Source organism: Amycolatopsis stemonae, from assembly GCF_054781455.1.
Genome location: NZ_BAAGUJ010000004.1, coordinates 324,487 through 349,845, shown reverse-complemented (window position 1 = coordinate 349,845; position 25,359 = coordinate 324,487). Strand labels below are relative to the sequence as shown.

Annotated in this window: 25 protein-coding genes; 19 read left to right on the top strand and 6 right to left on the bottom strand. The window is 72.7% G+C overall.

What is annotated here, in order from left to right:
• Window positions 1–26 precede the first annotated feature (26 nt).
• From ACYVLJ_RS17445 to ACYVLJ_RS17400, 10 genes are all read left to right on the top strand, one after another.
• Window positions 27–971, top strand: a complete 945-nt coding sequence (locus ACYVLJ_RS17445; RefSeq protein WP_460439375.1) for an acyl-CoA dehydrogenase family protein — start codon at window positions 27–29, stop codon at window positions 969–971.
• On the top strand, window positions 968–2,251 hold the full coding sequence (locus ACYVLJ_RS17440; RefSeq protein WP_460439374.1) for a bifunctional PIG-L family deacetylase/class I SAM-dependent methyltransferase: 1,284 nt from the start codon (window positions 968–970) through the stop codon (window positions 2,249–2,251). The genes ACYVLJ_RS17445 and ACYVLJ_RS17440 overlap by 4 nt, the downstream gene beginning before the upstream one ends.
• Window positions 2,248–2,940: a glycosyltransferase family 2 protein gene (locus ACYVLJ_RS17435; RefSeq protein WP_451973174.1), complete on the top strand. Its 693-nt coding sequence runs from the start codon at window positions 2,248–2,250 to the stop codon at window positions 2,938–2,940. The genes ACYVLJ_RS17440 and ACYVLJ_RS17435 overlap by 4 nt, the downstream gene beginning before the upstream one ends.
• A 255-nt stretch (window positions 2,941–3,195) precedes the next feature.
• Window positions 3,196–4,134 carry an AraC-like ligand-binding domain-containing protein gene (locus ACYVLJ_RS17430; protein WP_451973176.1) on the top strand — a complete coding sequence of 313 codons (939 nt, stop codon included), beginning with the start codon at window positions 3,196–3,198 and terminating at the stop codon, window positions 4,132–4,134.
• Between the two features lie 57 nt (window positions 4,135–4,191).
• Window positions 4,192–4,953: a MoaF C-terminal domain-containing protein gene (locus tag ACYVLJ_RS17425; RefSeq protein ID WP_451973178.1), complete on the top strand. Its 762-nt coding sequence runs from the start codon at window positions 4,192–4,194 to the stop codon at window positions 4,951–4,953.
• Window positions 4,954–4,964: 11 nt separating this feature from the next.
• On the top strand, window positions 4,965–5,360 hold the full coding sequence (locus tag ACYVLJ_RS17420; RefSeq protein WP_460439373.1) for a nuclear transport factor 2 family protein: 396 nt from the start codon (window positions 4,965–4,967) through the stop codon (window positions 5,358–5,360).
• On the top strand, window positions 5,357–6,526 hold the full coding sequence (locus ACYVLJ_RS17415; protein ID WP_460439372.1) for an ABC transporter substrate-binding protein: 1,170 nt from the start codon (window positions 5,357–5,359) through the stop codon (window positions 6,524–6,526). The genes ACYVLJ_RS17420 and ACYVLJ_RS17415 overlap by 4 nt, the downstream gene beginning before the upstream one ends.
• A gap of 10 nt (window positions 6,527–6,536) precedes the next feature.
• A complete protein-coding gene (locus tag ACYVLJ_RS17410) occupies window positions 6,537–7,397 on the top strand; it encodes a branched-chain amino acid ABC transporter permease (protein WP_460439371.1) in 861 nt (286 codons plus the stop codon).
• Window positions 7,384–9,078 (top strand): branched-chain amino acid ABC transporter ATP-binding protein/permease, encoded by a 1,695-nt coding sequence (locus ACYVLJ_RS17405; protein ID WP_460439370.1) that lies wholly within the window; start codon window positions 7,384–7,386, stop codon window positions 9,076–9,078. The genes ACYVLJ_RS17410 and ACYVLJ_RS17405 overlap by 14 nt, the downstream gene beginning before the upstream one ends.
• Window positions 9,075–9,767, top strand: coding sequence for an ABC transporter ATP-binding protein (locus ACYVLJ_RS17400; RefSeq protein ID WP_460439369.1), 693 nt, complete (start codon window positions 9,075–9,077; stop codon window positions 9,765–9,767). Before ACYVLJ_RS17405 ends, ACYVLJ_RS17400 begins: the two co-directional genes overlap by 4 nt.
• A gap of 1 nt (window position 9,768) precedes the next feature.
• On the opposite strand, the gene ACYVLJ_RS17395 is transcribed toward ACYVLJ_RS17400, so the two are convergent.
• Together ACYVLJ_RS17395 and ACYVLJ_RS17390 are read right to left on the bottom strand one after the other, a co-directional pair.
• Window positions 9,769–10,560, bottom strand: a complete 792-nt coding sequence (locus tag ACYVLJ_RS17395) for an SDR family NAD(P)-dependent oxidoreductase (protein ID WP_460439368.1) — start codon at window positions 10,558–10,560, stop codon at window positions 9,769–9,771.
• A 12-nt stretch (window positions 10,561–10,572) separates the two neighbouring features.
• A complete protein-coding gene (locus ACYVLJ_RS17390) occupies window positions 10,573–11,271 on the bottom strand; it encodes an SDR family NAD(P)-dependent oxidoreductase (RefSeq protein ID WP_460439367.1) in 699 nt (232 codons plus the stop codon).
• 112 nt (window positions 11,272–11,383) lie between these two features.
• Here ACYVLJ_RS17390 and ACYVLJ_RS17385 point away from each other — a divergent pair, with 112 nt between their 5' ends.
• From ACYVLJ_RS17385 to ACYVLJ_RS17375, 3 genes are all read left to right on the top strand, one after another.
• Window positions 11,384–12,118: a MoaF C-terminal domain-containing protein gene (locus ACYVLJ_RS17385; protein ID WP_460439366.1), complete on the top strand. Its 735-nt coding sequence runs from the start codon at window positions 11,384–11,386 to the stop codon at window positions 12,116–12,118.
• Window positions 12,118–13,722: an amidohydrolase gene (locus ACYVLJ_RS17380; RefSeq protein ID WP_460439365.1), complete on the top strand. Its 1,605-nt coding sequence runs from the start codon at window positions 12,118–12,120 to the stop codon at window positions 13,720–13,722. The genes ACYVLJ_RS17385 and ACYVLJ_RS17380 overlap by 1 nt, the downstream gene beginning before the upstream one ends.
• Window positions 13,723–13,787: 65 nt before the next feature.
• A complete protein-coding gene (locus tag ACYVLJ_RS17375; protein ID WP_460439364.1) occupies window positions 13,788–14,375 on the top strand; it encodes a TetR family transcriptional regulator in 588 nt (195 codons plus the stop codon).
• A gap of 4 nt (window positions 14,376–14,379) precedes the next feature.
• On the opposite strand, the gene ACYVLJ_RS17370 is transcribed toward ACYVLJ_RS17375, so the two are convergent.
• The gene (locus tag ACYVLJ_RS17370) at window positions 14,380–15,300 is read right to left on the bottom strand and encodes an alpha/beta hydrolase (RefSeq protein WP_460439363.1); all 921 of its coding nucleotides are present in this window, start codon (window positions 15,298–15,300) and stop codon (window positions 14,380–14,382) included.
• Window positions 15,297–16,265 carry a methyltransferase family protein gene (locus ACYVLJ_RS17365; protein WP_460439362.1) on the bottom strand — a complete coding sequence of 323 codons (969 nt, stop codon included), beginning with the start codon at window positions 16,263–16,265 and terminating at the stop codon, window positions 15,297–15,299. Before ACYVLJ_RS17365 ends, ACYVLJ_RS17370 begins: the two co-directional genes overlap by 4 nt.
• Before the next feature lie 229 nt (window positions 16,266–16,494).
• Between ACYVLJ_RS17365 and ACYVLJ_RS17360 the strand changes: the two genes are divergently transcribed.
• Genes ACYVLJ_RS17360 through ACYVLJ_RS17340 form a run of 5 tightly spaced genes read left to right on the top strand, consistent with a single transcriptional unit; the run spans window position 16,495 to window position 22,350 of the window.
• Entirely contained in the window at window positions 16,495–18,192 is a 1,698-nt protein-coding gene (locus ACYVLJ_RS17360) for an ABC transporter ATP-binding protein (RefSeq protein WP_460439361.1), read from the top strand.
• A complete protein-coding gene (locus ACYVLJ_RS17355) occupies window positions 18,189–19,766 on the top strand; it encodes a periplasmic substrate-binding domain-containing protein (protein WP_460439360.1) in 1,578 nt (525 codons plus the stop codon). The genes ACYVLJ_RS17360 and ACYVLJ_RS17355 overlap by 4 nt, the downstream gene beginning before the upstream one ends.
• A complete protein-coding gene (locus tag ACYVLJ_RS17350; protein WP_460439359.1) occupies window positions 19,763–20,707 on the top strand; it encodes an ABC transporter permease in 945 nt (314 codons plus the stop codon). Before ACYVLJ_RS17355 ends, ACYVLJ_RS17350 begins: the two co-directional genes overlap by 4 nt.
• Window positions 20,704–21,609, top strand: a complete 906-nt coding sequence (locus ACYVLJ_RS17345) for an ABC transporter permease (protein WP_460439358.1) — start codon at window positions 20,704–20,706, stop codon at window positions 21,607–21,609. The genes ACYVLJ_RS17350 and ACYVLJ_RS17345 overlap by 4 nt, the downstream gene beginning before the upstream one ends.
• 12 nt (window positions 21,610–21,621) lie before the next feature.
• Entirely contained in the window at window positions 21,622–22,350 is a 729-nt protein-coding gene (locus ACYVLJ_RS17340) for an alpha/beta fold hydrolase (protein ID WP_460439357.1), read from the top strand.
• Window positions 22,351–22,368: 18 nt separating this feature from the next.
• Here ACYVLJ_RS17340 and ACYVLJ_RS17335 read toward each other — a convergent pair whose 3' ends face one another.
• Window positions 22,369–23,295, bottom strand: a complete 927-nt coding sequence (locus ACYVLJ_RS17335) for an aldo/keto reductase (RefSeq protein ID WP_460439356.1) — start codon at window positions 23,293–23,295, stop codon at window positions 22,369–22,371.
• Window positions 23,296–23,339: 44 nt separating this feature from the next.
• Here ACYVLJ_RS17335 and ACYVLJ_RS17330 point away from each other — a divergent pair, with 44 nt between their 5' ends.
• Window positions 23,340–24,068, top strand: coding sequence for an SDR family NAD(P)-dependent oxidoreductase (locus ACYVLJ_RS17330; protein WP_460439355.1), 729 nt, complete (start codon window positions 23,340–23,342; stop codon window positions 24,066–24,068).
• Here the strand turns inward: ACYVLJ_RS17330 and ACYVLJ_RS17325 are convergent.
• On the bottom strand, window positions 24,065–25,324 hold the full coding sequence (locus ACYVLJ_RS17325) for an amidohydrolase (RefSeq protein ID WP_460439354.1): 1,260 nt from the start codon (window positions 25,322–25,324) through the stop codon (window positions 24,065–24,067). The genes ACYVLJ_RS17330 and ACYVLJ_RS17325 overlap by 4 nt on opposite strands.
• Window positions 25,325–25,359: the final 35 nt, after the last annotated feature.

Below are 25,359 nucleotides of genomic sequence, written 5' to 3'. Positions count from 1 at the left end.
GGCGGGGAAGCGGGTAAACCGATCTTGTGGAGACGCTCCTGGCGAAGACGCCACCGAAACCCCTGCCCTCGCCCCGGACCACTGCCGTGGTCGGTGCCGAGCTGCGGTCGCTGTTCGCGGCCGGCGGGCTCGACCTGCCGCTGCCGGGCGGGGAGCGGACGGCGGACCGCTGGGCGGCCCTCGCCGCCTTCGGCCGCCGCGACCTGACCCTGGCCCGGCTCGCCGAGGGTCACACGGACGCCGTCGCGATCCTCGCCGAGGCCGGCCACTCCCCCGCCCCGGACGCGCTCTACGGCGTGTGGGCGGCGAAGTCCGGCGGCACCGGTGCCGCCTTCGAAGGCGGCGCGGTCCGCGGGACGGTCCGGTTCTGCTCGGGGCTTTCCCTGCTGGACCGCGCGCTGGTGGCCGCCGGTGACCGGCTCGTCGAGGTGGACCTCGCCGACCCGCGCGTCCGGCGGCACCCGGACGCGTGGCAGGCCGTCGGGATGGACGCCTCCGACAGCGGCGACGTCGTGTTCGACGGCGTGCCGGGCACGCTCGTCGGGCCGCCGGGCTGGTACGTGACCCGGCCCGGGTTCGCGCTCGGCGGCGCCGGGGTCGCGGCCGTCTGGCTCGGCGGGGCCGCGGGTGTCTTCGACGGCGTGCTGGCCTACCTGCGCGAGCACTCCGCCGACGAGCACCAGCTCGCGCACGCCGGCGCGATGCACACCGCGCTCAACGCCGCCGACGCCGTGCTCGCCCGGGCCGCCGAGACGGGGGTCGACGCCCTGGTTGCCGGGACCTGCCGGGCCGCGGCGGAACGCACCGCCGTCGAAGTGCTCGAGCGGGCACTCAAGGTGACCGGGCCGACGCCCGCGTGCCGCGACCGGCGCTTCGCCCAGCGGATCGCCGACCTGCCGGTGTACGTCCGGCAGCACCACGCCGAGCGGGATCTCGCCGGGCTCGGCCGCACTGTCCTGGACGCGGTATGACCGAGTACGTCCCGGAAGCCGAGTGGGCATCGCTGCCCGCCTTGCCGGCCTGGCCCGAGGAACCGTTCGAACGCGCGCTGGTCGTCGCCGCGCACCCGGACGACGAAACGCTCGGGGCGAGCGGGCTCCTGCAGCGCCTGCACGCGGCCGGCACCGAGGTGACCCTGGTGGTGGCGACCGACGGCGAAGCGGCGTTCCCGGCCGCGGACGCCGCGGAACGCCGCGACCTGGGCCGCACGCGCCGCCGCGAACTGCGCGAATCCCTGCGGGCCCAGGGCCTTTCCGACGTCGAGCCGGTGTGGCTGGGCCTGCCGGACTCCGGGCTCGCCGCGCACGGCGACGCCTTGGCCAGTGCCGTGCGCTCGCACGCGACCGGCCACGACCTGTGCCTGCTGCCCTGGCCCGGCGACCCGCACCCGGACCACCAGGCGGCGGCGCGCGCCGCGTTGGCCGCCGCGCCCCTGACCACGCAGTGCTGGTCGTACCTGCTCCGGCTGAGGCACCGGCTGCGGCCCGGCGACCCCGCCATCCCGTGGGCGCGGGCCCGCTCGCTCCGGCTCGGTCCGGCGGAGCGCGACGCCAAAGCCGGCGCCATCGCCGCGTTCGCCTCGCAGCTCAAGCCGGGCCCGCGCGGCGAGGACCCGATCCTGCCGGACGAGGTGCTGGCCCACTTCGCCCGGGACACCGAGGTGTTCTTCCGCGAACCGCCGCGGGAGTCGGCGCCGGTGAGCCGGTTCGCCGAGCTGTACGCGTCCGCCGAAGACCCGTGGTCGGTGCGGACGAAGTGGTACGAGCGCCGCAAACGCGCGATGGTGCTGGCGTGCCTGCCCGACGAGCACTACGGCACGGTCGTCGAGCCGGGCTGCGGCGTCGGCGTGCTCACGCGCGACCTCGCGGGCCGGGCCGGGCGGCTGATCGCGTTCGACCCGGTGCCCGCCGCGGCCGAGCGGGCCCGCGCCGCCGTCGCCGATCTGTCCCATGTGGACGTCCACATCGGAGCGGTGCCCGGCGCGCTGCCGTCCGGTCCCGCCGATCTGCTGGTGTACGGCGAACTCCTGTACTACCTGGACGATCGCACGCTCGACGAGACGGTCGAGGCGTCGGTCGCGGCACTGCGGCCCGGCGGCCACCTGCTCGCGGTGCACTGGCTGCCGTGGGCGCCCGAAGCACCGCGAGACGGCCGGGACGCGCACGCCCGGTTGCTCGCGCACCCCGCGTTCGAGCCCCTGGTCGAGCACACCGACGAGCAGTTCCTCCTGCACGTGCTGAGGCGCCGGTGATCGGCGCGGTCGGCGTCGTCGTCCCCGCGCGGGACGAGGCGGAGTTGATCGGCGCCTGCCTGCACGCGCTCGGGGAAGCCCTGCACCGGCTGCCCGCCGGGATCGCCCACGCGGTCTGCGTGGTCGCCGACCGGTGCCGGGACTCGACCGCCGCGATCGCCCGGGCCGCGTCGGACGTGGTGGTGTCCGAAGCCGCGCGCACGATCGGCGAGGTGCGCGACCTCGGCATCGCCCGGGTGCGCGAGCGGCTGGGCTCGCCGGCGGCGGAAACCCTGCTGCTGAGCACGGACGCCGACACGTGCGTGACGCCGGGGTGGGCGCTGGTGCACCTGGCCCGGGCGCGGCAGGGGTACCACGCGATCGCCGGGACGGCCGAGCTCTCGGCCCCGTTCAGCGAGTCGGAACAGGCGTTGCGGCGGTACGACCGCCTGCTCGACCAGGCCCCGGGCTCGGTCTACGGCGCGAACCTGGGCGTGCGCGCGGACGCCTTCGACGCGGTGGGCGGCTTCGGCCGGTGCGCGACCGGCGAGGACCACGACCTGTGGCGCCGCCTGGGCCGGGCGGGCTTCCGGCGCTGCTTCGAGCCCGCGGCCCCGGTGGTGACGAGCGCCCGGCTGGACGGCCGCGCCCCCGACGGCCTCGCGGCCCTGTTGCGACGCCTGGCGGAGGAGACGGACTCGGTCGCCTGACCGGCCGGTCGTGGAGGTCGTAGCAGGGGTTGTCTCCGCCGTACCCCGGGCCCGGTCGGCCAAGCCCAGCAGGCCGACGTAGGGCGAGCCGGTCGAGCGCGTCGCGGTGCGGGTCCCGGCGGCCGCCGCGTTCGACCGCGCCGATCGCCTGGCCGCTGAGCCCCCACTTCTCCGCCACCAGGAGCGTTGTCGCCGAAGATCGTATCGCTTATCGTATACGACACTGCTCCCCTCCCGACGCTGCGAGGTGACCCCGTGTCCGCCCCCACGACCCTCATCGCCCGCGACTTCACCGAGTTCCGCACCGCTGTCTCGCAGTCGTTCGTCCCGCTGCACGTCACGGCGGGCGGTGACGGCTTCCGCGGCCGGATCCGCTCGTCGGCCGCCGACGAGGTCCAGGTCTCCGAGGTCACCGCGTCGCCGCACGTCGTCGAGCGCACGCCCGAGCTGATCGCGCGCGGCGAACGGCGCTACTACAAGCTGAGCCTGATCCTGGCCGGCACCGGGCTGCTCGTGCAGGACGACCGCCAGGCCGTGCTGCGCCCCGGCGACGTCGCCCTCTACGACACGCACCGGCCGTACTCGCTGGTCTTCGAAGAGGACTTCCGCACGCTCGTGGTGATGTTCCCGCAGCGGCTGATCGACCTGCCCGCCGACCTCGTCGGGCGGCTGACCGCGGTGCGCATGTCGGGCAAGGAAGGCGTCGGCAACGTCGTCGTGCCCTTCCTCGCCCAGCTCGGCGGCAACCTCGAACAGCTGGCCGGCCCGGCCGGCGCGCGGCTCGCGCACAGCGCCGTCGACCTGCTCTCGACGCTCGTCGCCACCGAGCTGGACCTGGCCCACGACGACCCGCACCACGAGCTGATGCGCCGGATCCGCGCGCACATCGACGCCAACCTGCACTCGGCCGACCTCACCCCGGCGCGCATCGCGGCCGAGCACTTCATCTCCACGCGGCACCTGCACGGGCTGTTCCAGGAGCAGGGCACGACGGTCGCGGGGTGGATCCGCACCCGGCGGCTCGAGCACTGCCGCCGGGACCTGCTCGACCCGGTGCACGCCGGCCGCCCGGTCGCGGCCATCGCCGCGCGCTGGGGGTTCGTCGACGCCGCGCACTTCAGCCGGGTGTTCAAGAGCGCGTTCGGCCGGGCGCCGAGCGAGCTGCGCCGCGAGTTGACCGTCAGCGTCCGGTAGTTGCCCCGCAGCGCGTGACCGCTCGCCTCGCCGCCGGGCGGGCCCGACGATGACGCCATGCCCGAAGCCCCCACCGACGGCTGGCGCACCTACGACGAGTTCGCCGCCGGGATCGCCACCTACCGCCTGCCGGACGCCGACCTCACCGGCCGCGACGTCACGCTCACCCTCGACGACGGCGAAGTCCTAGCGCTGAGCTTCAAGGACGCCGGACAGGTCGTCTGCAACGGCGTCGAAGACCCGTACGACGCGGTCGCCGTGCGTGACGACGTGTTCTTCGTGAACCTGCCGCTCACCAGCGTCGACGGCGAGGCGCTGACCGTCGTCTACTCGACGACGACCCATCGCGCGCTCGCCGTCCGCTCGGTGATCGGCGCGGAGGACGTCGTTCCCCGGGTGTCCCAGAGCTTCCAGTCCGGTGTCACGGACGGCGGCACCCCCACCGGCGTCGCGCCCGGGCCCTCGCGCGACCTGATCGGCAAGCGGAACGTCTACCGCTACAGCCCCGAACACCTCTACGAGCACGTCTACATCTCGTCGGAGCGCTACGCCTGGCAGTGCCTCGAAGGCGTGCAGCGCGGGCACGGCGACATGGACCTCTCGACGGTCTGGAAGTTCGCCGACGGCCTGTACCTGTTCTGCTTCCGCGAGTTCCGCATCGCCGTCGCGAGCGTGTGGCTGCACGACCTCGGCTACGCGCTGCGCACCACCGGCGTCTTCCTCGGCCTGACCGGCGACGGCCGGTCGGAGCACTCCCGCGCCGGCGGGCACATCTACCCGCTGGGCTCGGTGGCCTACCCCGACGCCCAGCCCGTCTGAAGGAGCCGCACGTGTCCAATGTGGACGTCATCCGCGCGCACTACGCCGCCAGCGACCGGGGCGACCTGCCCGGCATGCTCGCCCCGCTCGGCCCGAAGACGACCTGGACCGAGGCCGCGGGCTTCCCCTACGCCGGCACGTACACCGGCCCCGGCGAAGTCCGGGAGCACGTCTTCGAGGCGATCGGCCGGGACTGGGACGGCTACACCTTCACCCTCGCCGACCTCCTCGACGCCGGCGACACGGTGGTCGGCGTCGGCACCTACACCGGCACCCACGGCCGGACCGGCCGGTCCTTCACCGCCCGCGTCGCGCACCTGTGGCGCTTCGATGGCGGCCAGGTCACCTCGTTCGAGCAGATCGTCGACTCCGCGCCCGTCGTGGCCGCGGCCCGGGAGCAGTCATGAGAAAGATCCTTCCCACCCTGGCGGTCGCCCTGCTGGCCGTCGCCGGCTGCGCCGGGTCCGAAGCCGGCGGCTCCGGCCCGGTCGTCGTCGGGTCGGTCAACGCGCTGAGCGGCGCGGCCACCTTCCCCGAGGCCTCGCGGGCGGCGAAGGCCGTGTTCGACGCGGCCAACGCCGCCGGTGGCGTCAACGGGCGGCAGATCGAGTACAAGGCGATCGACGACAAGGGTGACCCGGCGGCCGCCGCCGCGGCCGCCCGCGAGGTCGTCGGCGGGGACGGCGCCGTCGCGCTCGTCGGGTCGTCGAGCCTCATCGAGTGCGAGATCAACGCGAAGTACTACGAGCAGCAGAAGATCCTCTCGGTGCAGGGCATCGGCGTCGACCCGGCGTGCTTCTCGAGCCCGAACATCGCGCCGGTCAACGTCGGCCCGTTCCACGACATGACGCTCACGCTGCTCTACGGCTCGGAGACGCTGAAGCTCGACAACATCTGCGCGCTGCTGGAGATCGCGGGCAACACGCTCCCGGCGTACCAGGCCGCGATCGGCGAGTGGACGAAGATCACCGGCAAGAAGCTGAAGTACGTCGACGCGACCGTCCCCTACGGAGGGTCGGACTACACCTCGTACATCGTCAAGGCGCGGGCCGCGGGCTGCCGGGCGATCACCGTCAACCCGGTCGAGCCCGACTCGATCGGCCAGCTCAAGGCCGCGCAGGCGCAGGGCTGGAACGACGTCACGTGGCTGCTGCTGACCAGCGTCTACAGCGAGAACTACGCCAAGGCGATCTCGAACGCGGGCGCCGGCGTGTACGTGCCCGCCGAGTTCTACCCGTTCACCGACGCCGGCAGCCCGCAGACCAAGGACTGGCGCGACCTGATGACGAAGAACGGCATCCCGCTGACGTCCTTCAGCCAGGGCGGTTATCTGGCGGCGAAGTACTTCCTCGACGTCGTGCGCGGGATCAAAGGCGACATCACCCGCGAGTCGGTGACCAAGGCCCTGCGCGAGATGAAGCCGGTCAGCGACCCGATGGTCGGGACGCCGTACGTGTTCGGGCCGGCGCAGACGCACCACGACAACACCGCGGGCTGGCCGATCAAGCTGGCCACCGGCACGAACAAGTGGGAGCTGGCCGGGCAGGACTGGCTCCGGATCCCGAAGCGGTAGGAGGACGTTCATGCTGCAGGGCGCTCTGGCCGGTCTCGCCGCCGGCGGCCTCTACGCGGTGCTCGCGGTGTGCCTGACGCTGATGTCGCGCCTGGTGCGCGTGGTCAACTTCGCGCAGTCCGCCACCGGGATGTTCGGCTGCTACGTCGCGGTGTTCCTCGCCGTCCACTTGGGACTTCCCGAAGGGCTGGCGACGGTGGCCGGGATCGTGCTCGGCGGCGCGCTGAGCGCCGTGCTGGGCTGGATCGTGTCGACGTGGCTCGCCGAGGCGGACACCGCGACGCGCTCGGCGGTCACGGTCGCGGTTCTCCTGCTGCTGATCTCGCTCGCGTTCATCCTGTTCGGCACCAAGCCGCAGCCGTTCCACCCGCTGCTGGCCGGGCCGGCGTTCACGGCCGGCGGGGTGGTGGTCAGCCAGGTCACCGTGGTGACGGTCGTGCTGGCGGTCCTGGTGGCTCTCGGCTGCCGGGTGGTGCTGGCGCGCACGACGCTCGGCGTCCGGCTGCGGGCCCTGTCGGAGCGGCCGACGACGGCGGAGCTGCTGGGCATCCCCGCCCGGCCGCTCTCGGTCGGCGTCTGGACGGCGACCGGGGTGATCGCGACGCTCGCGGTCTCGATCGTGGCGCCGTCGCAGTCGAACGACCCGACGTCGCTGGCGATGCTCGTGGTGCCGGCCGCCGCGGCCGCGCTGCTCGGGAGCTTCCGGCGGCTCGATCTCGCGGTGGTGGGCGGGCTGGTGCTCGGGATGGCGCAGGGTGCGGTCGCGCAGTCCGACCGGCTGTCCGTGCTGCGCTACTTCCTGCCGTTCTTGGTCATCGTCGCGCTGCTGCTCTGGACGCAGCGCAAGGAGGTGTGGGATGCGGCTCGCTGAGCGGTTCCTGCCGTTCGCCGTCGCGGCCGTGGCCGTGGGGATCGGCTACGCGCTGAGCGTCGGGCTCGCCGGGTACTTCGTCTACCTCGGGGTGAGCGCGGTCGTCGCGGCCATCGCCCTGCTCGGGCTCGGCGTCGTGACCGGCACCGCCGGGATGATCTCCCTGTGCCAGCTGACGTTCGGCGCGGTGGGCGCGTTCGTCGTCTCGGCGTGCAACGTCGCGGGCGTGCCCGGCGGGTTCGTCGGGTGGCTGCTGCTCGGCGGCCTGGCCGCGGCCGCCGCCGGGGTGCTCGTCGGGCTGCCCGCGCTGCGGCTGCGCGGGATCACGCTGGCCGTCGTCACGCTCGGGCTCGCCGCGGCCGCCGACCTGACGCTCGTCCAGATCCAGTTCCCCGGCGCGACCGACGGGCTGCCGGTCGAGCGGCCGGAGGCCTTCTCCGACGACCGGTCGTACTTCCTGTTCGCGGTGCTGGTGCTCGTGGCCTGCGGGCTGGTCGTGCACTTCCTGCGCCGCGGGCGCTGGGGCAGCAGCTGGCACCTCGTCGCGTTCTCCGAGCGCGGCACGGCGGCCGTCGGCGCGGGCGTGCGGACGTCGAAGCTGACGGCGTTCGCGGTCAGCGCCGCGCTCGGCGGGATCAGCGGCGGCCTGCTCACCGGGCAGGTCGGGCTGGCGTTCCCGGCCAGCTTCACCGCGATCCAGTCGCTCGCGCTGTACGTCCTGGCGATCATGTCCGGCGCGCACCTGATCGACATGGCGGTGTTCGGCGCCCTCCTCTGGGTCGCGGTACCCGAACTGCTGAAACGCTGGGGCGTGCCGCAGGACTGGGGGTTCGTGATCTTCGGTGTCCTCGGCATCCAGGCCCTCGCCGGCCGCGGCAACCTCGGCACGGCCGTCCGGAACCTCCGGTACCGCTCTCGCGTGCCGGCCGGCCTCGGGCTCACGGAAGTCTCCGAGGTCGAGCCCCTGCCGCCCGGCGACCCCGTGCTGGAGGTCCGCGGGCTGAGCGTCTCCTTCGGACACGTCCGCGCCTTGTCCGAAGTGGACATCTCGGTACCGGAACACGGCGTACTGGGCGTCATCGGGCCCAACGGTGCCGGGAAGTCCACCTTGGTCGACGTCATCAGCGGCTTCCTCCCGCAGGCGACCGGAACCGTGACCCTCGACGGCCGTCCGCTGACCGGCTCACCGACGCGGCGGGCCCGCGCCGGGCTGCGGCGGACGTTCCAGCAGGACCGCGTCCCGCCCGGCCTGACGGTCGGCGCCTACGTCCGGTTCGTGGCCCGACGGCGGCTTTCCGGCACCGAAGTCGCCGACGCGCTCGAGTTCTTCGGCTGCCCCTCGCCGCGCACGCCGCTTTCGCGGGTCGACGCCGGGGCGCGGCGGCTCGTCGAGGTCGTCGGGCACCTGCTGGCGCGGCCGCGGGTGCTGCTGCTCGACGAGCCGGCGGCCGGGCTGCCACACGAGGAGCACGTGGCGTTCGGGCGGCGGCTGCGTCAGGTCCCCGCGCGGTTCGGCGTGTCGGTGCTGCTCATCGAGCACGACCTCGACCTCGTCCGGTCGGTGTGCGACCGGCTGACGGTCCTCGACTTCGGCGAAGTGCTGGCCGGCGGGCCGCAGGCGGACGTGCTGGCCGACCCGGCCGTCCTCAAGGCGTACATGGGTGAAACGGAGCTGCTGTGAACGCTTTGCGAGTCGACGGCCTGACGGTGAAACGCGGCGCCGGCCCCGTGATCCGCGACGTCACCCTGACCCTCGAGCCCGGCCACATCACGGCGCTGGTCGGGCCGAACGGCGCCGGGAAGACCAGCCTGCTCGAGGCGGTGTCAGGCGTGGTGCCGTGTGCTTCCGGCCGCGTCCACCTGGGCGACGTCGACGTCACGCGGCAGTCGCGGGTGGCGCGGGCGCGGCTCGGGCTGGCGCACATCGAGCAGGGCCGGGCGGTGTTCCCCGGCCTGACCGTGCTGGAGAACCTCCGCCTCACCGCGCGGACCCCGGCCGGGCTCGACGCCGTGCTGGAACTGTTCCCCGAGCTCGACAAGCGCCGCGACTCCCCCGCGGCGCTGCTGTCCGGCGGCGAGCAGCAGATGGTGGTGCTGGCCCGCGCCTTCGCGGCGCGCCCGGCGTTCCTGCTCATCGACGAGATGTCGCTGGGCCTGGCGCCGGTGGTCTTCACCCGCCTGCTGCCGGTGGTGACGCGGTTCGCGGCCGAGGGCACGGCGATCCTGCTGGTGGAGCAGTTCACGCAGGCCGCGCTCGGGGTGGCGCAGGAGGCCCTGGTGGTCTCCTCCGGCCGGGTCACGTACGCGGGGGACGCCCGGACCCTGCTGGACTCCCCCGCGACGTTGCACACCGCTTACCTCGGCTCGTGACTCACATGCCGGCGCGCTCGAACGCCAGGGTGGGCAGGTCCACGGCGTGGGCGCCGCCGTCGGCGACCAGGACCGCGCCGGTGATGTACGACGACTCCGCCGACCCGAGGAACCGGACGATCGCCGCGATCTCCTCGGGCTCGGCCGGGCGGCGCAACGGGACTTCGGCGGTCACGCGGCGGTAGCCCTCGTCGTGGCCGCCCGTGAAGCCGGCCGCCGCGGCGAACTGGTCCATCTCGCCGTCCGCCATCGGCGTGCGGACCCAGCCCGGGCAGACGGCGTTCGCGCGGACCCCGCGCGGGCCGAAGTCGCGGGCGATCGAGCGGGTCAGGCCGATCAGGGCGTGCTTCGCGACGGTGTACCCGGCGACGTTCGGCCCGGCGAACAGCCCGGCCAGCGACGACACGACGACGACCTGCCCGCCGGTCCCGACCAGTGACGGCAGCGCGGCCCGGCAGAACACGAACGCACTCGACAGGTTCGAGCGCAGGGCCAGCTCCCACTCGTCGTCGCCGGTGTCGACGACCGAGGACAGGCCGTGCCCGCCGGCGTTGGCGACCACGACGTCCAGCCGCCCGTAGCGGCCGACGATCTCGGCGATGGCGTGCTCGGCGTCTTCGCGCACGCTCGCGTCGCAGACGATGGCGTGGGCGCCGGCCACCTTCTCCAGGGGCTCGCGCCGCCGTCCCAGCACCACGACCTGCGCGCCTTCGCTCAGGTAGCGGCGGGCGACCGCGGCGCCGATGCCGGTGCCGCCGCCGGTGATCGCGACGACCGTGTCCGATGTGTCCACTGTGGATCCTTTCTAGGCGGGGAACGCCGAGCGGGCCGACATCCCGAAGTCGGCCAGCAGGGCTTGGCCGTTGACCGGCCGGGAAGCGGGAGACGCGAGGAACAGCACCTGCCGGGCGACGTCGTCGGCCTGCTGAACGGGGAACGCGGGGTCGTCGAGGACGTCGCCCAGGTCGCCGCGCGCCATCGGCGTGTCGACGACCGACGGGCAGACGCAGTTGACCCGGACGCCCGGCACCTCGACGGCCAGCGCCCGCGTCATGGCCACGACCGCACCCTTCGACGCGCAGTAGGGCACCATCCCGGGCGCGGCCGTGAACGCCGAGTCGCTGCCGAGCAGCACGACCGAACCGCCGTCCGAAAGGTGCGGCAGCGCGTGCTTGACCAGCAGGAACTGCCCGGTGACGTTGACCGCGAGCACCGCGGCCACCTCGGCCGCGGTGGTCCCGGCGAGCGGCTTGCCGACGGGTCCGGAGATCCCGGCGCACCCGACGACGACGTCGAGCCCGCCGAGCCGGCCGGCGATGGTGTCGACGGCGGTGGCCAGAGCTGGCTCGTCGGTGACGTCCGCGATCTCGACGCCGTCGCCGGGCACCCGGTCGATCACCCCGACCCGCGCGCCCTCCTCCCGGAACGCCCGCACGCACGCCAGGCCGATCCCGGACGCCCCGCCCGTCACCAGCACCGCCTTCCCGGCCAGTTCGGTTCGCATGCGCCCATCCTCACCGCGGGCGCGTCCCGGTGGTTGGCGTCGAGCGCAGCCTTGTTGTCCGCCCCCGCACGAGCGGTTCCCCGCGGCCCGGCGGCGCGCGAGACTGACCGGGGTGAGCACTCTCTCCGACACCTCGACCTGGCTGCCCCTCGACGGCCTCGCCCCCGGCTTCGACGCGAACAAGGCGCCCGTGACCGCCGACCTGGACGACCGCCAGTTCGTCCTGCGCGACGACGACGGCGTCGTCTTCACCGGGAACGTCGGCGAAACGTTCCTCGTCGACGACGGCCTGTACTACGTCCAGCTGCCTCCCGGCGACCGCGAGACCGGGTCGCTGGTGCTCGACCTGCGCGAAGGCCGCGCCCTGGTGGTCACCACCCGGATCGGCGACACCGGCACACCGCGCGTCACCCAGGAGTTCCGCCCGGCGACGATCGACGGCGTCGAGGTCCGCGGCGAGCCGATGGCGCCGAGCACCGCCCTGATCGGCCGGCGCGTGGTGTGGGTCTACAGCGAGGAGCACGCCTACGAGCACGTCTACCTCAGCCCGCACTGGTACACCTGGCAGTGCCTGGCCGGCCCGGAGCGCGGCCTGGCCGACACCGACGAGAACACCGTGTACCAGGTCCGGCCGGGCATCCACGTCTTCGCCTGGCGGGAGAAGGTCATCCCGTGCGCCTCGGTGACGATCGCCGACCACCGCACCGCGCGCAGCCTGCGTTCGCACGGCGTCCTCTTCGGACTCGACGCCACCGGCGAACACCCGACGCAGTTCACCTTCGGCGCGCACGGCCGCCTGCTGAGCACGACCGTGCACCCCGACGGCCTCGACCCCGCGGAGAGCTGATGGCCGCCGACCTGCTCCTCACCAACGCCGTGGTGTACACAGTGGACGCGGCGCGACCGTGGGCGTCTTCGCTGGCCATCGCCGGCGGCAAGGTCGTCGCGCCGGACGACGCCGGCCCGGACACCGAGGTCCGGGACCTCGGCGGGGCTTTCGTCATGCCCGGCCTGGTCGACGTGCACAACCACCACGCGATGGCGGGCCGGGCGGACCTGTTCGAACTCACCTTCGGCGCCGAAGCGGGCTTCGACGAGATCCTCGCCCTGGTCCGGGCACGCGCGCAGTCGCTGGGTCCGCACGAGTGGCTGACCGGCGGCGCCTGGGCGTCCACTTTGGTCTCGAAGCTGTCGACGTCCGCTGCTCGGCGCGCCCTCGACGACGCGGCGGGCGGGCGCCCGGTCTCGCTGGCCGACGACAGCCGCCACAACCGCTGGGTGAGCAGCCGTGCCCTCGAACTGGCCGGGATCACCGGGGCCACGCCGGACCCGGCCGGTGGCGTGATCGTCCGCGACGGCGACGAACCCAGCGGCCTGCTTCTGGAAGCCGCGGGGGTGGCCGTCGAGCGGGTGACCGGCACCCTCACCGCGGACCAGCACCGGCGCGCGTCGCAACGCGCGATCGAGATCCTGCACGGCTACGGCGTCACGGCGTTCCAGGACGCCGGCGTCTCCACGGACATCCTCGGCGCGCTGAAGTCCCTCGACGACGCGGGCGAGCTGGCCGCCTGGGTGGTGTCATCGCTGCTGGTCAACGACCCGATCTTCGGCTTCGACCCGGTCGGCGCGCCGCTGCTGGAGGTGGCCGGGAGCTACCGCACCCCGCACCACCGGCCCGACTTCGTGAAGATCTTCCTCGACGGCGTCCCGCCGACGCGCACGGCGGCGTTCCTCGAGCCGTACCTGCCCGACGACGTCCACGGAGGCCACCACCACGGCACGACGACGATGCCGCCTGAGGAGCTGACGGACTGGCTGCTGAAGGCCGCGTCGGCGGGCTTCTCGGCGAAGGTGCACTGCACCGGCGACGCGTCCGTGCGCCAGTTCCTCGACGCCGTGTCGGCGGTCCGGGCCGCGGGCTACGCCGGCACGCGGTTCCAGGTGGCGCACGGCCAGTTCGTGCACCCGGACGACCTGCCGCGGTTCGCCGAACTGGGCGTCGCGGCCGACATCTCGCCGTTCCTGTGGGTGCCCGGCGTGATCCCGGAGGCGATCGCGGACGTGCTGCCGGCCGGGCGCGCGTCGCGGATGCAGCCGAACCGCACGCTGCTGGACACCGGCGCGCTGGTCGCGGGCGGGTCGGACTGGCCGGTCAGCGAGTCCCCCAACGCCTGGGAGGGCATCGCGGGCCTGGTCACGCGCCAGGACCCGCACGGCCGCCGGCCGGGTGCGCTGTGGCCGGAGCAGGCGATCTCGCTGGCCGAGGCGATCGAGGTGTTCACCCTGGGCGGGGCCCGTGCCTGCGGTCTCGACGACGTCACCGGGGCGCTGACCCCCGGGCGTTCGGCGGACTTCGTCGTGCTGGACCGGGATCCGTTCAAGACCGCGGAGGTGGCCGGGACGCGGGTGGCCGAGACGTGGTTCGCGGGACGGCGCGTGTTCGAACGCTAGCCCGGCGCGGTACCCGCAGGTAGTTTCTCCTACACTGGTAGAGAAACCAGTGCGGGAGGTGCCGGGTGCCCAAGATCATCGACCACGACCAGCGGCGCAGCGACATCGTCGACGTCACGTGGGACCTCATCGTGCGCGGCGGGATCGAGGCCGCGACCATGCGGGAGATCGCGGCCGCGGCCGGGTTCGCCAACGGCGCCCTCAAGCTCTACTTCCCCAGCAAGGAAGACATCATCGCGGCCACCTACGAGCGCGCGCTGGACATGATGCGCCAGTACGTCGACCTCGAAGGCCTGCGCGGCCTGAAAGCGCTCCGCGAAATCTGCGTGTCGTCCATGCCGATCGACGAAGAACGCATCGTCGCCGGGCGGGTGCTGCTGATCTTCTGGCAGATGTCCCTGGCCAACCGGAAGATGCACGACAAGTACCTCGAGCACGTCCGCGAGTGGCGCGGCCTGCTGCACCGCTTCCTCGCCGAGGGGCGCGAAGACGGCGACGTCGTCACCGAGACCCCGGACGAGCAGCTCGTCGACGAGATCGTCCTGCTCAACGCCGGCGCCAACGTCATGAGCCTGGTGGCGGGCGAGTTCTCCACGGTCGAGCTCCAGCACCGGCACCTGGAGTCCTTCCTGGAGCGGCTCACCCGCCCTTGACCACTCAGGCGAAGATCCCCCGCAGGTACGCCGCCACCTCGGCGTGCGAGCGTGCCGAGGCCGGCAGGTCCGTGTACAGGCCGTAGAAGCCGTGGATCTGCCCCGCGTACCGGTGCACGTCCACCGCGACCCCGGCTTCGGACAGGCGGCGGGCGAACGCCTCGCCCTCGTCGCGCAGGACGTCGTACTCCGCCGTCAGGACCAGCGCGGGCGGCAGGCCCGAGAGATCAGGCGCCCGTGACGGCAGCAGGTAGGGATCGTCCACAAGCGACGGGTCCGGGACGTACTGGGCGAAGAAGAACCGCATCGCGTCGGCGGTCATGCCGTAGCCCGTCGCGAAGTCCGCATAGGACGCGAAGCCGTCGTCGGGATGGCTGAACACCGGGCAGATCAGGACCTGCGCGGCGATCCGCGGGCCACCACGGTCGCGGGCCATCAGCGAGACCACTGTGGACAGGTTCCCGCCAGCGCTCTCGCCGCCGACCGCGATCGCGCCGGGCACCACTTCAGGCCCCGCACCACCCGCGGCCAGCCATTCGAGCACGGCGTAGCAGTCCGCCGGCGCCGCCGGGTACGGGTCCTCGGGCGCCAGCCGGTACTCGACCGCCGCGACGGCGACGGACGCGGCCGCGCAGACCGCCCGCGAGGCGACCTCGTTCTCGTCGACCGAGCCGATCGTCCAGCCGCCGCCGTGGATCCAGACGAACACGGGCACCGGACCGGCCGCCTCCGGCAGGTAAAGCCGAACCCGGACGCCACCCGGCAGGTGATGCTCGGTCACCGACGCGACCTGCGCGAACGCACCCGGCCGAGGCCGGGACGCGGCGAACGCGGCCCGCAGCTCGACGGCCGTCATCGGCCGGTCGGGCCCTTCGGGGGCGCGGGCGAGCATCTCCCGCACCGCGGGGTCGAGGCCCATGGTCACACCGCTTCCGCGACGAGGACCCGCGGCGAACCCGGCAGCGTCAGCCGGTCCACCGGCCGCCACCCCGCGCCCGAAAGCCAGCCGCGGACGTCCGCCTCGGGGTACACGACCGTGCCGTCGATGACCAGGTACTCCCCCGCGTGCAAGGCGTCGAGCGAGCGCGGCACCTCGTCGTCGTCCAGGAAGAAGTCGAGCAGGAGCAGCCGCGCACCCGGCGCCGCCGCGGCCCGCGCGTGCCGGAGGATCGCCCGGTTCTCGTCGACGGAGAACCGGTGCACGACGTGGTTCACCATCACCAGGTCGAACTCCCCCTCCGGTTCGGCGTCCGGCGTCGCCGCCCCGACGACGTTCGTGCGGCCCGCGAACTCCGCCACGGCTTCCGTCACCGAAGGCACGGAACGCGGGTCGTAGACGAACGTCGCGTGCAGGACGTCGTTGGCCCGCAGTGCTTCCAGGGCGAACGCGGCCGAAAGGCCACCCAGGTCGAGGAGGTTTTTGCAGCCACCGAAGTCGAAAGCACGTCCCAGCTGCCGAGCGTGTAGGCCGTTATACACCATGACCCCGCCCAGGAAGGTGTCCCAGCGGTCGCCGGCGAGGTCGAGGTCGCCCGGTTCGCCGGTGTCGGTGGTGTGCGGGAACTGCTGCCAGTGCGGGTAGCTGATCGTCTCGAGGAACGTCAGGAACGGGGCCAGCTCGCCGGTGCCGAGGTATGCCTCGGTGTCGGGCATCAGGGCGTACCGGCCGTCCACACGGGACAGCAGGCCGAGGGAAGCCAAGGTGTCGCCGAGGATCCGGGTGATCGTCGACGGCCGGCCCGTCCGCCCGGCCAGCTCCGCCGCGCTCAGCGGACCGGCGGCGAGGGCCGGGAACAGGCCGATCCGGTTGGCGGCGAAGAGCTGCTGGGCCGCCATGTAGCCGACGGCGACGTCGACGATGCGTTCGGGTGTGGCCGGGGTGGTCGTCACGGGGTCGTCCTCCTTTTGTCCGTCCGGACACTCTACATACGTAGATAAAAGAGTCCAGTGCCGATTTTCCACGCGCAGCAATGGAAATCGGTCGTGTTTCAACTTCCTACGTTCGTAGAATAAAACCATTGACACCCTCCCCCGGGAGTGTCAACATGCGTAGAACTACCCCTGCCGGTGCCCGGCAGTCCGGCCCGCCCGTCGTGGCGGGCGCGAGGAAGGGGAATCCATGACGCTGCTCGAAATCCGGGAGCTGACCGTCGGCGTCGTCACCGACGACGCGGAGCGCGAACTCGTGCGGGAGCTGTCCCTAGATCTCGCACAAGGCAAGACGCTGTGCGTGGTCGGCGAGTCCGGCAGCGGCAAGACCGTGACCGCGCTGTCGATCATCCGCCTGCTCGAGTTCGTCGCGCCGGTCCGCACCCGCGGCGAGATCGCGATCGACGGCGTCGACGTCACGAAGCTGCCCGCCGACGCGATGCGCGCCTACCGCGGCACCCGCATCGGCATGATCTTCCAGGAGGCCCTCGACTCCCTCAACCCGGGGCGGCGGGTCGGCGGCCAGCTGGTCGAGGCCTACCGCGAGGCCGGGTCGCTGCCCGGTCAGGCGGCCCGGCGCCGCAGCCCGCTGCGCAAGCGTGCCGAGGCCAAGGCCCGCCGGCTGCTGGCCGAAGTCGGGCTCACCGACACCGACCGGATCCTGCGCCTGTACCCGCACCAGATGTCCGGCGGGATGCAGCAGCGGGTGATGATCGCGCTCGCGCTGATGGCCGACCCGGACCTGCTGATCGCCGACGAGCCGACCACCGCGCTCGACGTCACGACGCAGGCGGAGATCCTGACGCTGTTCGACCGGGTGCGCCGCGACCACGGCACGGCGTGCGTGTTCATCACCCACGACCTGGGCGTCGCGGCACAGGTCGCCGACCGGATCGCCGTGCTGTACCGCGGCCGCCTGGTCGAGACCGGTTCCCGCGACGACGTCTTGCTGCGACCGCGGCACCCGTACACGCGGGCGCTGCTCGGGTGCGTGCCGCAGCTCGGCGTCAGCCGCCGCGACGGCTTCCCGGTCATCTCCCCCACGATGACCCTCGAGACGCCCGCGGTGAAACCGCGGGCCGCCCGGGCCCACCGGGGATCGCCGTTGACGATCACTCATGTGTCCAAAGTGTACGGACGAAAAGGACTCGTGCGCGCGGTCCGGGACGTCTCGCTGGAGATCCCGCCGGGCGAGTTCTTCGGCCTGGTCGGCGAATCCGGTTCGGGCAAGTCCACCCTCGGCCGTTTGGTGACCGCGCTCGAACCACTGACGTCGGGCGCCGTCGGCTTCGGCGAGCACGAGATCACGACCAAGGGGCTGACCGGCGACGAACGCGCGTTCCGCCGCCGCGTCCAGCTGATCTTCCAGGACCCGCAGAGTTCCCTCGACCCGCGCCACACCGCGGCGCGGATCATCGCCGAGCCGCTGAAGGAACTGACTCCCCTGCGCGGCGCCGAGCTGGACCGGCGCGTCGCCGGCCTGATCGACGAAGTCGGCCTGCCGAAGGACACCGCGGGCAAGCTGCCGTCGCAGCTGTCCGGCGGGCAGCGCCAGCGCGTCTCCATCGCCCGCGCGATCGCCGCCGGGCCCGAACTGATCGTCGCCGACGAACCGACGTCGGCCCTCGACGTGTCCGTGCAGGGCCAGGTGCTGAACCTGCTGCTGGACCTGCGCCGCACCCGCACGCTCAGCCTGCTGTTCATCACCCACAACCTCAGTCTCGTGCTGTCGGTCGCCGACCGCGTCGGCGTGATGTACCGGGGCGAGCTGATCGAGACGGGCACGCCCGACGAGATCCGGCTCGCCCCGCGGCACGACTACACGCGACGGCTGCTCGCCGCCAACCCCGACCTGCCCGCCCTCCCCCACCCAGGACCGCGCCCATGAAGAGAATCCCCCTGCTCGCTGCCCTCGCCGCCGCGGCCACGCTGCTCGCCGGCTGCATGGGCAGTGCCGGAACCACGCCGGCCGCCGACGGCCCGCCCGTCCGCGGCGGCAACCTCACCGTCGCCGTCCCCACCGATCCGCAGTCGCTCGACATGGTCGCCAACCCCGGCCAGGTGACCGCGCAGATCGGCAACATGATGTACGAGAAGCTGTTCGAGGTCGACCGGCACTTCGTCGCCCGGCCGATGCTGGTCGACACCTACACGACCAGCCCGGACCGGCTGACCTACACGTTCAAGCTCCGCCAGGGCGTGACGTTCCAGGACGGCAACCCGCTGACCGCGAACGACGTCGTCGCGAGCCTGCGGCGCTGGCAGAAGAGCCACCGCACCGGCCAGCTCGTCACGCCGGACATCGACGCGATCACCGCGCCGGACCCGGCGACCGTGACCGTCGAGCTGAAGCGGCCGCGCTACCCGCTGATCGACGAACTGGCCGGCGCCGGCACGGAGATCTACGAGGCGAAGAACCTCGCCGGCCTGCCCGCCACCGGGTTCGGCCAGGACAAGGCCATCGGCACCGGCCCGTACAGGCTGAAGAGCTGGGACATCGGCCAGCAGCTCGTGCTGCAGCGCTACGACGGCTACAAGTCCCGGTCCGAAGAGGACTGGGGCGGCCAGGCCGGCGCCAAGCACGCCTACCTCGACACCGTCACGTACAAGGTCGTCGGTGACCAGGACGCGCTGGTCAACGGCCTGCAGACCGGCCAATGGGACCACGCCATGCCGGCCAACGACCAGTACGAACAGCTCAAGGCCAACCCGGGCCTCGTGGTGCACAACCTGCCCGGCGGCAACGAGAACGTCATCATCCCCAACTTCAACCCCGGTTCGAAGTTCGCCGACCCGCGCGCGCGTCAGGCGTTGAACCTGCTGCTCGACAAGCCCGCCATCAACGCGGCGACCGGCGGCAGCAAGGACCTGACCATCGAAACCGGCGCGTTCGCCTCGCCGGACAACAAGGCGTCCTACTCGACGGCCGGTGAGGACGTCTACCGGCAGCACGACCCGGCCCGCGCGAAGCAGCTGCTCGCCGAAGCCGGCATCACCGCCGGGGCGACGATCCACATCGTCACCACGAACTCCTACCCCGAGTTCGGCAAGTGGGCGGTGCTCATCCAGGACGAGCTGGGCAAGATCGGCCTGACCGCCAAGATCGACACCTACGACTTCGCCACCATGCTCGGCACGCTCACCAAGGACCCCGGCGGCTGGGACATCACGACGTTGTTCTTCGACTCCTCGCTGACCTCGCCCGCCCAGATGCCCGCGCTCACCCTCGGCACGCTCAACGGCTCGTCGTCGCCGGAGCTGGACGGGCTGATGACCGAGTTCACCGCCTCGACCACGCCGGAGCAGGCCAAGGGCGTCATCGACAAGCTGCAGGCCTTCACGTGGAAGCAGCTGTCGGTGATCACGCTCAGCCAATCGAAGCTCTACGCGGCCTACACCCCGCGGCTCAAGGGCTACGGCGACTTCTACCGCGTGTTCTGGAACGCCTGGCTGGCGTCGTGACCGGCGTCCTGCTGCGCCGACTGCGCGACCTGGCGATCATCCTGGTCATCGTCGGCACGATGATGTTCTTCGTCATCCGGCTGATCCCGGGCGACCCGGCCCAGGCCGTCCTCGGCCCGACCGCGCGCCCGGCCGACGTCGCCGCGCTGCGGTCGAGCATGGGCCTCGACGGCTCGCTCTGGCGGCAGTACCTGACGTGGGCCGGGCACGTGCTGCGCGGCGACTTCGGTACGTCGATCACCTACCACCAGCCGGTGCTCGACGTCGTCGCGGCGCACATCGTGCCGACGCTGACCTTGGCCGTGCTGTCGACGGTGATCAGCTTCTTCCTGTCGGTCGCGATCACGGCGTGGCAGGCGGTCTCGCCGCGCAACCCGGTCGCCCGCGCGCTCGACCGGCTGTCCGCGCTCGGCATGGCGATGCCGGACTTCTGGATCTCGCTGGTGCTCGTGCTGGTGTTCTCGGTGACGCTGCGGTGGTTCCCGTCCAGCGGCTACCACGACCTGCTGACCGACCCGGTCGCCGCGGTGCCCGCGCTGGTGCTGCCGGTGACCGTGCTCGTCATCGGGCAGACGGCGCTGTTCGTGCTGACCCTGCGCGAGAGCGTGCTCGGCGAGCTGCCGCTGGCCTACCTGCGCACCGCGCGCGTCAAGGGGCTGCCCGAACGGCGGGTGCTGCTCAAGCACGTCCTGCCGAACGCGCTGATGCCGCTGGTGACCCAGCTGGGCAGCAACTTCGCCATGCTCGTCGGCGGGATCGTGATCATCGAATCGATCTTCGTCGTGCCCGGGCTCGGCCACCTGCTCATGGGTGCGGTGTCCACTCGCGACTTCCCGCTGATCCAGGGCGTGACGTTGTTCGTCGCGGTGCTGTTCGTCGTGGTCAACCTGCTGGTCGACCTGTCGTACGCGCTGCTCGACCCGAAGGTGCGTGTCGCATGAGCCTGGCCGTCGCCGAACCGGTGTCCACCGTGGACGCTCCGCCCCCGCGCCGGCGCGCTCGCCTGTTCCGGCGCAACCGGACGCTGGTCATCGCGTCGGTCCTGCTCGGGCTGATCGTGCTCGCGGTGATCGTGCTGCCGTTCTTCCTGCCGAGCGTCAGCGCCACCGACCCGGTGCACCGGCTGCTGCCGCCATCGGCCGGGCACCCGCTGGGTACCGACTCCTTCGGCCGCGATGTCCTGGCGCGGCTGGTGTCCGGCGGGCGCGCGTCGCTCGGGCTCTCGGCGTTGATCACGCTCTGCGCGGCGTTCACCGGCATGGTGATCGGCCTGGTGAGCGGCTTCTACCGGGCCGCGGACGCGGTGCTGATGCGGCTGATGGACGCGTGGATGTCGTTCCCGGCGATCATCCTGGCGATGGCCCTGGCCATCTCGCTCGGCGCGAGCATCTGGACCGAGCTGATCGCCCTGACGGTGATCTTCACGCCGTTCACCGCGCGGGTCATCCGCAGCCGGGTGCTCAGCGTCGCGGGCCGGCAGTACATCGGCGCCGCGCGCGTGTCCGGGATGAGCCGCGGGAAGATCCTGCTCGTCCACGTGTTCCCGAACGTGCTGCCGCTCGCGCTCGTCCAGGTCGTCATCCTGGCCGCGGCGGCGATGCTCGTCGACGGCGCGATGAGCTTCCTCGGCCTCGGCATCGCCCCGCCCACCCCGACCTGGGGCAACATGATCGCCGAAGGGCGGTCGTACCTGGTCACCGCGCCGTGGCTGGTGGTCGTGCCCGGCGTGACGATCATGCTCTGCGTGGTCCTGCTGAACCTCATCGGCTCCGCGCTGCGGATCGCCGTCGACGCCCGTGCCCGCACGCTCGGCGAGCTGCAGCGGCTGCGCCGTTCTTCCTGAGAGAGGATCTCCTTGACGCTCCCCACCTCCCTGGCCGTGCGCCGGTTCGCCCCCGGCGGCCCGCCCGCCGGACCGCCGGTGCTGCTCCTGCACGGCTTCGCCTCCGACGGGCCGACCGACTGGGTCAGCACGGGCTGGCCCGCCGCGCTCACCGCGTCGGGACGTCCGGTGCTGGTGCCCGACCTGCCCGGCCACGGCTCGAGCCCGGCACCGGCCGAGGCCACCCCCAAGGCCATCGTGGAAGAACTGGCCCTGGCCATCGGTGACGTGTCCGAAGTGGACGTCGTCGGCTACTCGCTGGGCGCGCGGCTGGCGTGGGAGCTGCCCGGACGACTGCCCGTCCGGCGCCTGGTCCTGGGCGGCCTGAGCCCGCACGAGCCGTTCGGCGCGGTCGACGTCGAGGCGGCACTGGCCTTCGCGGGCGGCGGGAAGCTCCCGGCCGACCCGCTGACGGCGGTGATCGCCCGGATGATCACCGCCCCGGGCCGGGACCCCGTCGCCCTCGCCCGGTGCATCGAAGGCCTGCGACGCGAGCCCTTCTCCCCCCGCGTGGGCACGATCACCGTCCCGACGCGGTTCGTCGCCGGTCGCGACGACCCGATCAGCGCGGGTATCGACGACCTGGTCCGCCTGGTGCCGGGCAGCGACCTGCTCGAGGTGCCCGGCGACCACGGCGCGGCCCTGCGCGGAGCTCCCTTCCGCACGGCCGCCCTCACCTTCCTGAGCGCCACTTTCCCGTGAAAGTGGCGCTCAGGCGCGTCACCAGGAGCCGTCGGGGCTGACTTCGCGGTCCAGCCAGAGGTGGTCGAGGGCCGTGCGGATCTCCTCGCCGTGCTCGCGTGCCAGGTCCAGGGCACCGAGGTTGTCGGCCAGCTGGTCCGCGCGGCTCACTCCGAACAGGACGTTCGCGACCGGCGCGTACGCCAGGCAGAACGCCAGCGCCAGCTGGGCCCGCGTCGCACCGAAGTCCTTCGCGATGACGGCCAGCTCGGGGGAAGCGTCCACGATGGACTGACGAATGCCGCCCGGGTCCGCGCCGATCTTGCGGGCGGGGGTTGCGTTGCCCAGCAGGACGCCGCCTTCGAAGACGTCCGAGGCCTGCAGCACCAGGCGTCCGCTCGCGACGTGCCTGCCGTAGAACTCGCCTTCGGCCATCGACCGGCGGGCGATCGAGTACTTCAGCTGCGCGAACTCCGGCGCGGGCAGGCCTTCCCGGTCGGCGAACGCCAGCGCCAGGTCGAGGTCGGCGGCCAGCCAGTTGTTGACGCCCCAGCCGCCGACCGTCCCGGCCCGCACCTGCTCGGCCACCTCCGTGACCAGCCGCGGGATGTCCGGGCGCTCGCGGTAGTCGCCGACCACGACCAGGTCCGCGCGGCCGGTGCCGATCCGGCCGAGCGAGGTCTCCAGTTGCTGCGCGAACCCCGTCCGCGGGTGGTCCCAGAGCCACAGCTTCCCGCAGAGCAGGTAGTCCTCCCGCGCGATCCCGGCCTGCCGCACGGCTTCGCCGAAGATCACGTCGGTGCGCGAGTTCTCGGCGTGCGGGCCGAAGTCGTAGTGGGCGACGTCGAACAGCGTGACGCCGGCATCGACGGCGGTCTTCAGCAGCTCGACGGCGTCGTCGAAGGCCATCCGGTCCCAGGTGTTCCACGAGCCGAGCCCGAAGACCGACTTTCCGATCGTACTCACGGTTTTCCTTTCCTTGCAACGACTCATACGTCTACGATTGTAGAATGAAACAACGGATCGTGGTGGTCACCGGTGGCGCGAGCGGCATCGGCCGGGGCGTCGCCGAAGCGTTCCTCGCCGCGGGCGACCGCGTCGTCATCGCCGACGTCGACGCCCGGGCGGCGCACGACGTCGCCCGCGAACTCGGCGCCGAGCACGTCGAGCTGGACATCTCGGACCCGGCGTCGGTCGACGTGGCGGTCTCCTTCGTCGCCGGCCGGTTCGGGCCGATCGACGTGCTGGTCAACAACGCCGGCCTCGCCGGAGGCGGCGGCCCGCTCGCCGCACTCGACGTCGAGGTGTTCGACCGCTGCGTCCGGGTCAACTTCCGCGGCACGTTCCTGATGACCCGCGCGGTGGGCGCGCACATGATCGCGACCGGGACCCGGGGCGCGATCGTCAACGTCTCGTCGATCGGCGCCCGCCAGCCGACACCCGGACTCGGCCATTACGAGGCCACGAAAGCCGCGGTCGACGCGCTGACGCGGGCCGCCGCGCTCGAGCTGTCGCCACACGGGATCCGGGTCAACGCCGTCGCGCCCGGGCCCGTGCTCACGCCGATGACCGCCGGGTTCGCCGCCGACACCGCCGCCCGCGCGGCCTGGGAGGCGCGCATCCCGCTGGGCCGGATCGCCGAGGTCGGCGACGTCGCGCCCGCCGTCGTCTTCCTGGCGAGCGCGGGGCACGTCACCGGGGTGAGCCTCGCTGTCGACGGCGGGCAACTCCTGGCTTAGGCCTTGTGGACGATCCGGCCGTCGGTCACGGTCAGCTCGACCGCGACCGACGGCAGCTCGGCCAGGGGGACGTCCAGGGGGTTTTCCGCCAGGACGCAGAAGTCGGCGGCCATTCCCGGCGCCAGGTGCCCCTTCCAGCTCGCCGAGCCGTCCTGCGCCGCGGCTTCGGTGGTGTAGCAACGCAGGAGTCGCGCGGTCGGCGTCTCACCGAGCATCTCCCCCGCCGCGGCGAGGTGGACCCGCCAGTCGGGGGTGACGACCGGCGCGTCACTGCTCAAGGTGAGCCGGACACCCGAATCGAGAATCTCCCGCAGTGGCCAGGCTTTCGCGGCGACGTCGGCGCCGAGGGCCGTGGCCACCACCGGCCGCATCGCGGTCGCGATCGCGGGCTGCGTGGTCAGCCCGACGCCCCTCGATGCCATGCGCCGCAGCTGTGCCGGCGTCACGAGGTCGCCGTGGACGAGGTGATCGCCCTCCCGCAGGTGGTCGAGCGCGGCTTCGATGCTGCGCTCCCCCGTCGCGTGCACGCCGACCACCAGCCCGGCCTCGTGCGCCAGGCCGATCATCGACGCCAGGGCGGCCGCACCACCGTCGACGAGCAGGTCACCGTGGGTGCCGTCGGCGTAGCAGTGGTGCGTCCAGGCCGTGCGCATCGGCGGGATCCCGTCGGCGAAGATCTTGACGCCCGTGACGGCGAGCCACTCCGGATCGACGTCCGGCACCCGAGTTGCGAGTCCGCTCGCGAAGTCCGGCAGGAAGCTGGCGCCGTCGAGGAGTCCGAACAGCCGGAGGACCGTCACACGCGCTCGCAGCAGGCCTTCACGGTGCAGGGCGGCGTATTCGTCCAGGACTTCGGCCGAGAAACAGCCGGATTCACCGGGGCCGAGACCGGGTTCGGTGTAGCTCGTGATGCCGAGCGACGCGCAGACGTCGCCCGCGCGCAGGATCGCCGCCCGCCGGTCCGCGGCCGTCGTCACCGGGGTTTCCTCGTGCGGCGCGCCGAGCAGCGGGTGCGGCCAGCGGGCGCCGAGCCAGGTCGCGTGCAGGTGAGCGTCGTTGATGCCCGGCAGCACCGTGCGCCCGGCGAGGTCGACGACTTCGGTCTCCGGTCCGATGTGGCCGGCGACGTCGCCGACCGCGACCACGCGCCCGCCGCGCACCGCCAGGCCGTCGGCCACCGTGTCGGACGGATCGAACGTCAGCACGGTGCCGCCATGGACCACGAGGTCCGCCGGACGGATCCGTTGCGCTGTCATGGTTTCCTCCCGGACCTGGACTTTTTCTTCCACGA

Coding starts and splice junctions, on each gene's coding strand:
- ACYVLJ_RS17355 (WP_460439360.1), top strand. CDS start 18,189: ATGAAGAGAATCCCCCTGCTCGCTGCCCTCGCCGCCGCGGCCACGCTG.
- ACYVLJ_RS17360 (WP_460439361.1), top strand. CDS start 16,495: ATGACGCTGCTCGAAATCCGGGAGCTGACCGTCGGCGTCGTCACCGAC.
- ACYVLJ_RS17390 (WP_460439367.1), bottom strand. CDS start 11,271: ATGCGAACCGAACTGGCCGGGAAGGCGGTGCTGGTGACGGGCGGGGCG.
- ACYVLJ_RS17410 (WP_460439371.1), top strand. CDS start 6,537: ATGCTGCAGGGCGCTCTGGCCGGTCTCGCCGCCGGCGGCCTCTACGCG.
- ACYVLJ_RS17405 (WP_460439370.1), top strand. CDS start 7,384: ATGCGGCTCGCTGAGCGGTTCCTGCCGTTCGCCGTCGCGGCCGTGGCC.
- ACYVLJ_RS17440 (WP_460439374.1), top strand. CDS start 968: ATGACCGAGTACGTCCCGGAAGCCGAGTGGGCATCGCTGCCCGCCTTG.
- ACYVLJ_RS17325 (WP_460439354.1), bottom strand. CDS start 25,324: ATGACAGCGCAACGGATCCGTCCGGCGGACCTCGTGGTCCATGGCGGC.
- ACYVLJ_RS17380 (WP_460439365.1), top strand. CDS start 12,118: ATGGCCGCCGACCTGCTCCTCACCAACGCCGTGGTGTACACAGTGGAC.
- ACYVLJ_RS17415 (WP_460439372.1), top strand. CDS start 5,357: ATGAGAAAGATCCTTCCCACCCTGGCGGTCGCCCTGCTGGCCGTCGCC.
- ACYVLJ_RS17330 (WP_460439355.1), top strand. CDS start 23,340: ATGAAACAACGGATCGTGGTGGTCACCGGTGGCGCGAGCGGCATCGGC.
- ACYVLJ_RS17345 (WP_460439358.1), top strand. CDS start 20,704: ATGAGCCTGGCCGTCGCCGAACCGGTGTCCACCGTGGACGCTCCGCCC.
- ACYVLJ_RS17425 (WP_451973178.1), top strand. CDS start 4,192: ATGCCCGAAGCCCCCACCGACGGCTGGCGCACCTACGACGAGTTCGCC.